Annotated in this window: 9 protein-coding genes and 1 pseudogene; 3 read left to right on the top strand and 7 right to left on the bottom strand. The window is 72.2% G+C overall.

Going from position 1 to position 9,670, the window contains the following annotated elements; genetic code table 11:
• From AB0I76_RS15290 to ftsY, 5 genes and pseudogenes are all read right to left on the bottom strand, one after another.
• Positions 1-914 (bottom strand): annotated as a pseudogene (locus AB0I76_RS15290) ([protein-PII] uridylyltransferase); the annotation flags it as partial.
• 15 nt (positions 915-929) lie between these two features.
• Positions 930-1,268 (bottom strand): P-II family nitrogen regulator, encoded by a 339-nt coding sequence (locus AB0I76_RS15285; protein ID WP_170285500.1) that lies wholly within the window; start codon positions 1,266-1,268, stop codon positions 930-932.
• A gap of 25 nt (positions 1,269-1,293) precedes the next feature.
• On the bottom strand, positions 1,294-2,694 hold the full coding sequence (locus AB0I76_RS15280; protein WP_357034884.1) for an ammonium transporter: 1,401 nt from the start codon (positions 2,692-2,694) through the stop codon (positions 1,294-1,296).
• A 241-nt stretch (positions 2,695-2,935) separates the two neighbouring features.
• A complete protein-coding gene (locus AB0I76_RS15275; RefSeq protein WP_357034881.1) occupies positions 2,936-3,799 on the bottom strand; it encodes an aminoglycoside phosphotransferase family protein in 864 nt (287 codons plus the stop codon).
• Between the two features lie 7 nt (positions 3,800-3,806).
• Complete coding sequence (ftsY, locus tag AB0I76_RS15270) at positions 3,807-4,994, bottom strand: signal recognition particle-docking protein FtsY (RefSeq protein WP_357034878.1); 1,188 nt, start codon at positions 4,992-4,994, stop codon at positions 3,807-3,809.
• Between the two features lie 150 nt (positions 4,995-5,144).
• Here ftsY and AB0I76_RS15265 point away from each other — a divergent pair, with 150 nt between their 5' ends.
• The 3 genes from AB0I76_RS15265 to AB0I76_RS15255 all read left to right on the top strand — a co-directional run bounded on the left by AB0I76_RS15265 (position 5,145) and on the right by AB0I76_RS15255 (position 7,933).
• Positions 5,145-6,857 carry an alkaline phosphatase D family protein gene (locus AB0I76_RS15265; protein WP_357034875.1) on the top strand — a complete coding sequence of 571 codons (1,713 nt, stop codon included), beginning with the start codon at positions 5,145-5,147 and terminating at the stop codon, positions 6,855-6,857.
• Positions 6,858-6,882: 25 nt separating this feature from the next.
• On the top strand, positions 6,883-7,323 hold the full coding sequence (locus tag AB0I76_RS15260) for a MarR family winged helix-turn-helix transcriptional regulator (RefSeq protein ID WP_357034873.1): 441 nt from the start codon (positions 6,883-6,885) through the stop codon (positions 7,321-7,323).
• A 79-nt stretch (positions 7,324-7,402) separates the two neighbouring features.
• A complete protein-coding gene (locus tag AB0I76_RS15255) occupies positions 7,403-7,933 on the top strand; it encodes a DinB family protein (protein WP_357034887.1) in 531 nt (176 codons plus the stop codon).
• Positions 7,934-7,957: 24 nt separating this feature from the next.
• Here the strand turns inward: AB0I76_RS15255 and AB0I76_RS15250 are convergent, their stop codons facing one another.
• A complete protein-coding gene (locus tag AB0I76_RS15250; RefSeq protein WP_357034870.1) occupies positions 7,958-8,584 on the bottom strand; it encodes an HAD-IA family hydrolase in 627 nt (208 codons plus the stop codon).
• Positions 8,584-9,670: AAA family ATPase (locus AB0I76_RS15245; RefSeq protein WP_357034868.1), on the bottom strand; the 1,087-nt coding region annotated here is incomplete at its 5' end. The genes AB0I76_RS15250 and AB0I76_RS15245, both read right to left, overlap by 1 nt.

Here is a 9,670-nt window from a genome sequence, read left to right as displayed (position 1 = left end):
GCGCGGAGCCGGTCGGCGGCCCGGAAGGCGTCGTCGAGGGCGTGGCGGACGGTGCGGGCGTCACCGGCGACCCGGCGCAGCAGGACGTCGCCGTCGGCGACGACGGGTTCCGCACCGGCGTCGGGCCCACCGGTCGGTAGCTGGCGAAGGCCGAGCAGCGCGGCCACCCCGTCGCGTTCCTGGGCGAGGAGACGGTCGGCCCGACGGCCGACCTGCTGGTGCAGGGCGTCGCGGGTGTCGAGCAGGCGCAGGTGGGCGGCGCGGACCGCCGGGCGCAGCGCGTCGGTGATCCCGGCGGTGGCGATCGCCCGCAGGACGCCCACGTCGCGCAGCCCGCCGGCGGCCTCCTTGAGGTCGCCCTCCAGCAGGAACGCGAGTTCGCCGTGGGCCTCCCAGCGGGCGGCGGTGATCTCCCGCAGCCCGGACAGCTGCCGGACGGCGGTCCGCCGCCAGTGGTCGGTCGCGGTACGCGCCAGCGCGTCGGCGAGGGCCGCGTCACCGGCGACCAGCCGCGCGTCGAGCAGCCCGGTGGCCACCTTGACGTCGTCCTGGGCCACCGAGAGCGCCTCGGCGACGGTACGCACGGAGTGGTCCAGCCGCAGGCCGGCGTCCCAGATCGGGTACCAGAGCGAGGCGGCCAGCTCGTCCACGCCGGCCACCCCGGCGTGCACCAGCACCAGGTCGACGTCCCCGTACGGCGCGCACTGCCGCCGCCCCAGCCCCCCGACGGCGACCAACGCCACCCCCGCCCGCTCCGGCAGCAACGACGACAACCAGGCATCGAACGCGTCCGCCCGCGCCCCCCGCGCCCCCTCCCCGATCCCCCCGGGCAGGCCGACGACCCCGTTGATCAAGGGGTTCGCGTCACCGTCGCCGGTCTTCTCTGACGCATTCCCCTTGATCAACGAGGTCATCGGTTCGGGACTCCCCTACAGGGCGTCGAGGCCGCGTTCGCCGGTACGGACCCGGACGACCTCCTCGACGCCGGTGACCCAGACCTTGCCGTCGCCGATCTTGCCCGTCCGGGCGGCGGCGACGATGGCGTCCACGATCTTGTCGACGTCCATCTCGTCGGTGAGCACCTCGACCCGGATCTTGGGCAGGAACTCGACCGTGTACTCGGCACCCCGGTAGACCTCGGTGTGCCCCTTCTGCCGGCCGTACCCCTGGACCTCGCTGACGGTCAGGCCGGCCACGCCGAGGGCGTGCAGGGCCTCCTTCACCGCGTCCAGCTGGTACGGCTTGATGACCGCGGTCACCAGCTTCATGTCCAACCCCTCCATCCCAGGAACGTTAACCGGCGACCTTCTCGTTGACCGGCCCGGTGGCCGGTTCGGCCGGCGCCGCCGGATCGTCCGCCGCCTTGCCGCCCGCGGTGAGCCCGGCCATCGCGAACGCACCGCCACTGCTGCTGCCGGTGGTCGGCGAGAGGTCGTACGCGCTCTCCGCGTGCTCGGCCACGTCGATGCCGGCGACCTCGTCCTCGGCGTCGGACCGCAGCCCGATGATCGCCTTGACGGCCAGCGCGAGGACCACCGCGACCCCGAACGAGTAGACCGAGACGATGCCGCTGGCCAGCGCCTGCCGGCCGAGCTGGGTGACACCGCCGCCGTAGAAGAGCCCCTCACTGGCACCGAGGCCCTCGATGGCCGAGTTGACCTGGAGGGTGGCGAAGAAGCCGATGAACAGCGAGCCGATCCAGCCGGCGACGAAGTGCACGCCGACCACGTCGAGCGAGTCGTCGAAGCCGAGCTTGTACTTCAGGCCGACCGCCACCGCGCAGACCGCGCCGGCGATGAGGCCGAGCAGCACCGCCGGGAGCGGGGCGATGAAGCCACACGCCGGGGTGATGGCGACCAGGCCGGCGATGGCTCCGGAGGAGGCGCCGACCAGGGTCGGCTTCCCGTTGCGCAGCCACTCCACGATGATCCAGCCGAGCACGCCGGCGGCCGTGGCGACCTGGGTGTTGACGAAGGCGACGGCGGTGGTGCCGTCGACGGTCAGCTCGGAGCCGGCGTTGAAGCCGAACCAGCCGAACCAGAGCAGGCCGGCGCCGAGCGCGACCAGCGGGACGTTGTGCGGCTTGAAGCTCTCCCGCGGCCAGCCGATGCGCTTGCCGAGGACGAGGACCAGGCCGAGCGCGGCGGCGCCGGCGTTGATGTGGACCGCCGTGCCACCGGCGAAGTCCAGCGCCTTGATCTTGGCGCCGATGAAGCCGCCGCCCCAGACCCAGTGCGCCACCGGGACGTAGACCAGGGTGAACCAGGCGAAGGCGAACAGCAGCCAGCCGGAGAACTTCAACCGGTCGGAGACCGCGCCGCTGATCAGGGCGACCGTGATGACGGCGAACATCATCTGGAAGACCATGAAGACGTAGGTCGGGATGCCGGTGCCCGCGCCGAGGAACAGCCACTCCTCGCCGATGAAGTCGGTCTCCGTGCCGAGGTACTGGGTGAAGCTGCCGATCACGTTGTTCAGGCCGGCGTTGTCGTTGGTGCCGAACGCCAGGGTGAAGCCGTAGATGACCCAAAGAACAGAGATGAGCCCGATCGCGGAGAAGCTCATCATCATCATGTTGAGTACGCCCTTGGACCGGTTCAGGCCGCCGTAGAACAGGGCCAGGCCGGGCGTCATGAGCAGCACGAGCGCAGACGACAAGAGCAACCAGGCGGTGTTGCCGGTGTTGATCTCCACGCTGCCTCCTCTCGGTGTGGAAGTCCTCCCTCCGGCTGAGACCTGGCAGCATCGCCCGTCAGCCGGTTGCGCGGAAGCCTCGCCGCCGGCTGTTTCATTGAAGGTCCCCGACCGGTTTCCACTCGGTGACGGCTTGTTTCGTACGTGTGAAGAAGACCGCACAGTCGTCGGCATGGACGGGGGTGGATCGGCCGGTCGGCGTACGTCGATGTCCGACCGGCCGTGACCGGCCCCCGGAGGGTCAGCGGAGCGAGTTCTCCAGGGCGTGCCGTTCGTAGTCGAGCAGCCGGAGGTCCCGCATGGGCCGGCGCAGGTGCCCCCGGTGCACGATCCGGACGAACGCCGGCTCCCCGGCGGCGGCCATCCGGCGGATCCCCTCGACGTGGTCGACGATCCGCTTGCGGATGGTCCGGATCAGCCGGTGCCGGTCCCGGGGGATCAGCCCGTACGCGTCGGCGAAGAGCCGCAGCCGGCGGGGCCGGTCGGGCCGTTTCCACCCGAGGGTGATGGAGTCCCGGTCGGAGAAGATCGGCACCCAGGTCCAAGCCGCGTACGCGACGTCGTAGATCCGCGCGCCGGGCGAGGCGAGGTCGAAGTCGATCAGCCCGAGGGTGCCGTCCGGTCGCCAGATCACGTTGTGCGGTGCGGCGTCGTGGTGGCAGATCACCTCGGTGTCCGGCGGCGGCGGGCCGAACGAGCGCCACACCGCCTGCGGCGGCGGGACGAAGCCGTACTGCGCGTCGTGGAACATCCGCAGCATGGTCGCCACGGTCACCAGGGCCTCGTCGGTCACCCAGTGCGGGGCCAGCGGGTACTCCCCGCACTCCCCCTCCAGGTACGACAGGACCTCCCGGTTGCGCTCGTCCATGCCGAGGGCGCGGGGGGCGCCGGTGAACCCGACGTACTCCAGGTGGCGCAGGAGCGCGTGCACGGACGGTGTCCACGGGCCGGCGTTGCGGCGGACCGTGTCGCCGACCCGGACCACGGTGCTCACGTTCCCGCCGTGCAGCGGGATCTCCTGCGAAGTCACGTACGGTCTCCCGAGGCGCGGCGCCGGGTGGCGGGGGTCGCGCCACCCGGCGTAGGCGCGATCGTCGGTCGTCACTGCGAGGTTACGCGTCCCGTCCGGGGGCTTCGGTCCCCAGCAGCGCGTCGACGAACTGCGCGGGGTCGAAGGGGGCCAGGTCGTCCTTGCCCTCGCCGAGCCCGACCAGCTTCACCGGAATGCCCAGCTTCCGCTGGACGGCGATGACGATGCCGCCCTTGGCGGTGCCGTCGAGCTTGGTCAGCGCCACGCCGGTCACCTTCACCACCTCGGTGAAGACCCGGGCCTGCTCCAGACCGTTCTGTCCCGTGGTGGCGTCGAGGATCAGCAGGGTCTCGTCGATCGGGCCGTGCTTCTCCACGACCCGCTTGACCTTGCCCAGCTCGTCCATCAGGCCGACCTTGTTCTGCAGGCGACCGGCGGTGTCGATGAGGACCGTGTCGACGCCGGTCTCGATGCCCCGCTTGACCGCGTCGAACGCGACGCTGGCCGGGTCCGCGCCCTCGGGGCCACGGACGGTCTCCGCGCCGACCCGGCCGGCCCAGGTCTCCAACTGGTCGGCGGCGGCGGCGCGGAAGGTGTCGGCGGCGCCGAGGATCACGCTGCGGCCGTCGGCGACCAGCACACGGGCGATCTTGCCGCAGGTCGTGGTCTTGCCGGCGCCGTTGACACCGACGACCAGCAGCACTGCGGGCACGCCCTCCTTGGGCGCGGTGTGCAGGGACCGGTCCAGGCTCGGGTCGAGGGCGTTGACCAGCTCGGCGGCGAGCAGCGCGCGCAGCTCGGAGCCCGAGCGGGTGCCCAGCACGCGGGTGCGCTCGCGGAGGCGGTCGACGATCTCGCGGGTGGAGTCGATGCCCACGTCGGCGGTGATCAGGCTGTCCTCGATCTCCTCCCAGGTGTCCTCGTCCAGGTGGTCGCGGCTGAGCAGACCGAGCAGGCTCTTGCCGAAGACGTTCTGCGAGCGGGACAGCCGGGAGCGCAGCCGGACCAGCCGCCCGGCGGTCGGCTCGGGGACCTCCAGCGTGGGCGGCGGCGCCTCGACGACCGGCGGCTCGACCAGGATTCCGGTGGATATCTCCGCCTCCGGCGCGAGCACCGGCGGGCCGGCGAGATCCTCCTCCGCCCGGGTGTCGACCTCCGTTCTCGGCAGCGGCGGCTCCGGGCGCCGCCGCAGCCGCGGCACGACCAGCCCGATGGCACCGAGGATCAGCACGCCGAGCAGGGCGAGTGCGATGAGGAGGTATTCCGTCATGCCGGAATCCTGTCAGATGGGGACCACGGCGTCTTCACCACCGCTCTCTCCGCACCCCCGCACCGACGGCGGTAATCTCGACGTCAGCCAGCAGTGGTGCGACCGCCGGCGGGGTAGTAAAGATGAAGCCCGTTCACCTGGAGGTCCGCCATGCCCGCCGCACACCTGCTCATCGGCCCCCTGCTCCGCCGGGTGGTCGACACGCGGGCGACCGTCTGGGTCGAGACCAGCGCGCCCGCGGTGGTCACCGTCCGCACGGCCGACGGCGCCACCGGCAGCGCGCCCACCTTCTCGGCGTACGACCACCACTACGCCCTCGTCGTCGTGAGCGGCCTCACCCCCGACAGCGCGACGACGTACGAGGTGCTGATCGACGACGAGGTCGCCTGGCCGGTGCCGCGCGCCGGGTTCCCGCCGAGCGTCATCCGCACCCGGGCCGCCGACGACCTCGACCAGCCGGTCCGGCTGATCTTCGGCTCGTGCCGGGAGACCACCCAGCACGCCACCGCACGCAAGCTGCCGCCCGACGCGCTGGACGCGTACGCCCGGCGGTTGATCGCGGACCCGGACCCGGCCGACCTGCCCGACCTGCTGGTGCTCCTCGGTGACCAGGTCTACGCCGACGAGACCTCCCCGACGGTGAAGCGGCTGCTCAAGCGGCGCCGGCGGCGGCCGAAGGACGCACCGAGCGACCAGGTGGTCAGCTTCGACGAGTACACCAAGCTCTACCTGGAGTCCTGGCGCGACCCGGAGATCCGCTGGCTCTTCTCCACCGTGCCCAGCGTGATGATCTTCGACGACCACGAGATCATCGACGACTGGAACACGTCCGCCTCGTGGCGGGCGGAGATGCGCGAGCAGGCGTGGTGGGCCGAGCGGATCGGCAGCGGCCTCGCCTCGTACTGGGTCTACCAGCACCTGGGCAACCTCTCCCCGGACGAGATCGAGGCGGATCCGGTCTACGCCAAGGTCGTCGCCGCCGAGGACGCGACCGGCGTGCTGAAGGAGTTCGGCCACCGGGTCGACCAGGAGTCGGACCTCGCCCACGACACCGAGCGGTGGCGGACGGCGCAGTACCAGTGGAGCTACGCGCTCGACCTCGGCCGGACCCGCCTGGTGATGCTGGACAACCGGTGCAGCCGCGTCCTGGACCGGGGGCAACGGGCCATGCTGCCGCCGGGCGAGTGGTCCTGGTTCCTCGACCAGGCCCACGGCGTGTACGACCACCTCGTCGTCGGCTCCTCACTGCCGTGGCTGCTTCCGCCCGGCATCCACCACGTGGAGGCGTGGAACGAGAAGCTCGCCGACTCGCCCCGCCCCTGGGTCGCCGGGCTCGCCGAGAGGCTGCGCCGGGGACTGGACCTGGAGCACTGGGCCGCCTTCCGCCGCTCCTTCGAGGCGCTGGGCGCGCTGTTCGCCCGGATCGGCGCCGGAACGCCGGGCGAGCCGGGCGACCGGGTCGGCGCCGGGCCGGCGTACGCGCCACCGGCCTCGATCAGCGTGCTCTCCGGCGACGTGCACCACTCGTACGTGGCCCGGGTCCGGTTCGCCGACGCCGACGTGGCCACCCCCGTGCACCAGCTCACCTGTTCGCCCATCCACAACCAGGTGCCCGCCGGCATCCGCCCGCTGATGCGGATGGGGTGGTCCGCGGGGCCGTCCGGGGCCACCCGGGCGCTCGCCCGCGCCGCGGGGGTACGCCGGTCGCCGGTGCGGTGGCGGAAGCTGGCCGGACCGTACTTCGGCAACGCGGTGGCGACGCTGACGCACAGCGGGCGCACCGCCGAGGTGACCATGGAGGGCACCACCGCAGACGGGCACCTGCGACCGGTGATGCGACGCCGACTGACCGACGCCGGCTGAGCGGGAGACCGTACCCTCGGTACCCGTGACGGAACACCCGCCGGAGACGGTGCGCGCGGTGGAGCACGAGTTGACCGCGCTGTTGCGCCGCAGCCGTGCGGTCTCCTGGGAGATCGCCCGTCAGGTGCACCCCAACCTGGAGCCGAACGCGTACGGGCTGCTGCTCTGGCTGCGCCACACCGACTCGGTCCGGCTCACCGAACTGGCCGCCCAACTGGGCATCGGCAAGGGGACGCTGAGCCGGCAGATCCAGGCGCTGGAGGAGGTGGGGCTGGTCCGGCGCGACCCGGACCCGGACGACCGCCGGGCCTCCCGCCTGAGCCTGACCGACGAGGGGCAGCGGCGGTTCGACGTGGCGCGGGAGGGCCGGCTGGACCGGTTCCACCGCACGCTGGAGGACTGGCCGACCCGCGACGTGGAGGACTTCGCGCGGCTGCTCAACCGCTTCAACGAGAACTACTTCTGAGGTGAAGGGTCCCTTCCGCACACTCCGGATGGGTAAATCGGGTCGCCGGATGTCGGACCTGGACGCAAAGATGGCCGGCATGACCTGGAGAGCACCTGAGATCAACCGTCGGCACGAGCCCTTCCTCGGTGACGAGCGCACCATGCTGGAGGGCTGGCTCAACTACCATCGCGACACCCTGCTGCACAAGTGCGCGGGGCTGACCGCCGAGCAGTTGCGGACCGCGAGCGTCGAGCCGTCCGGGCTCAACCTGCTCGGCCTGGTCCGGCACATGACCGTGGTGGAGCGGGCCTGGTTCCGGGAGCGCTTCGCCGGGGAGGACCTGCCCGAGTTGTACGACTGGGCGGCCGACCCGGACGCCGAGTTCACCACCGTGTCCACCGCCGATCCGGAGGCCGAGTTCGCCGCGTTCCGGGCCGAGATCGAGGCCGCCGACGCGGCCGCCGCCGGGCACGACCTGGGCGAGGAGTTCACGCTGCGCCGCCGGGACGGCAGCGAGCACCAGGTCAGCCTGCGCTGGGTCTACGTCCACATGATCGAGGAGTACGCCCGGCACAACGGGCACGCCGACCTGATCCGGGAGCGCATCGACGGCGCCACCGGCGACTGAGCAGGTCGGCGCCGCCGGGACCGGTCAGCCGGCCGGCTCCAGGGCCGCCCGCAGGTAGCGCAGGTCGCCCGGGCCGCTCCACCGGTGCGCGGACAGCCCGGCGGTCCGGGCGCCGCGAACCGCCCAGTCCTCGTCGTCGACGAACAGCACCCGCGACGGTGCCGTCTCCAGTGCCTCGCAGGCCGCCAGGAAGTAGTCCTTCGCCGGCTTGTTCACCCCGAGCGCCGAGGAGTTGACCACCACGTCCAGCTCGCCGACGAGGTCCAGCGCGGCCAGGTCGGCGTCGAGCAGGTCGGTGGCGTTGGTGCCCAGCCCGACCCGGATGCCGCTGGCGCGCACCTCGCGGACGAAGTCCAGCACCTCCGGGTCCACCTCGCCGCGGTAGCGCTGCCACTTCTCGACGGCCGCGCGGGCCCGCTCCGGGCCGCCCGCCGATTCGGCGAGCGCGTCGGCCACGCTGGTCACCCAGTCGGCGTGGCTGACCTGGCCGGTCACCACCGGCTGGAGGCGGCCCCACTGCATGGCGATCTCGACGAGGACACCCTCGGAGAGGCCGTACTCCCGCTCCACGCCGGCCGCCACGGACGGGTCCCACCGTCGCAGCACACCGTCGAAGTCCACCAGGAGCGCCGTCGCGCGTTCCCGAGCCACTAACTGATCTCCTCGCCGTCGCCGTCGCGGCCGGGCCGCGCGGTCTCCCCGTCGGCCCGGTTGAGCCGCTGACTGATCACCTGGGTGACCCCGTTACGCATGGTGACGCCATACAGCGCGTCGGCGACCTCCATCGTCCGCTTCTGGTGCGTGATGACGATGAGCTGGCTCTTCTCGCGCAGCTGGGCCAGCAGCGTGATCAGCCGGCCCAGGTTGACGTCGTCGAGCGCCGCCTCCACCTCGTCCATGATGTAGAAGGGGCTGGGCCGGGCGCGGAAGATCGCCACCAGCATCGCCACCGCGGTCAGCGACCGCTCCCCGCCGGAAAGCAGCGACAGCCGCTTGATCTTCTTGCCCGGCGGGCGGGCCTCCACCTCGACGCCCGTGGTGAGCAGGTCGTCCGGGTCGGTGAGGATCAGCCGCCCCTCGCCACCGGGGAAGAGCACGGTGAAGACCTGCTCGAACTCCCGGGCGGTGTCGGCGAACGCGCTGGCGAAGACCTCCAGGATCCGGTCGTCGACGTCCTTCACCACGGTCAGCAGGTCGCGGCGGGTGGCCTTGAGGTCCTCCAGCTGCTCGGAGAGGAACTTGAAGCGCTCCTCCAGCGCGGCGAACTCCTCCAGCGCGAGCGGGTTGACCTTGCCGAGCAGGGCCAGCTCCCGTTCCGCCTTGGCGGCCCGCTTCTCCTGCACCGGCCGCTCGTAGCGCACCGGCTCGGGCACCGGCAGGCCGTCCCGTTCGGCGGTCGCCACGTCGACCTGGGTGGGCGGGACGAGCTGGTGCGGCCCGTACTCGGCGACCAGGGTCTCCACGTCGAGGCCGAAGTCCTCGGCGGCCTTGGCCTCCAACTGCTCGATGCGCATCCGCTGCTCGGCGCGGGCCACCTCGTCCCGGTGCACCTGGCTGGTGAGCCGCTCCAGCTCCGCGCCGAGGCGCTTCCCGGCGCCGCGTACCTCCTGGAGCTCGGCCTCCCGCGCGGCGCGTTCGCGCGCCACGGCGTCGCGGTGCTCCTCCGCCTGCGCGATGGACGCGGCCGACGCCTTCAACGAGGTGGTCTCGCTCCAGGAGCGGCAGTACCTCGACCTG

Origin of the sequence: Micromonospora sp. NPDC049799 (assembly GCF_040656655.1) — a bacterium.
Lineage (GTDB): Bacteria > Actinomycetota > Actinomycetes > Mycobacteriales > Micromonosporaceae > Micromonospora.
The sequence above is the reverse complement of the archived record's forward strand: the minus strand, read 5'-3'. Positions and strand labels throughout refer to the sequence as shown.

Excerpts from the sequence above, each read along its gene's own strand:
- AB0I76_RS15255 (WP_357034887.1), top strand. The coding sequence starts at position 7,403 with ATGACCTGGAGAGCACCTGAGATCAACCGTCGGCACGAGCCCTTCCTC.
- AB0I76_RS15265 (WP_357034875.1), top strand. The coding sequence starts at position 5,145 with ATGCCCGCCGCACACCTGCTCATCGGCCCCCTGCTCCGCCGGGTGGTC.
- ftsY (WP_357034878.1), bottom strand. The coding sequence starts at position 4,994 with ATGACGGAATACCTCCTCATCGCACTCGCCCTGCTCGGCGTGCTGATC.
- AB0I76_RS15285 (WP_170285500.1), bottom strand. The coding sequence starts at position 1,268 with ATGAAGCTGGTGACCGCGGTCATCAAGCCGTACCAGCTGGACGCGGTG.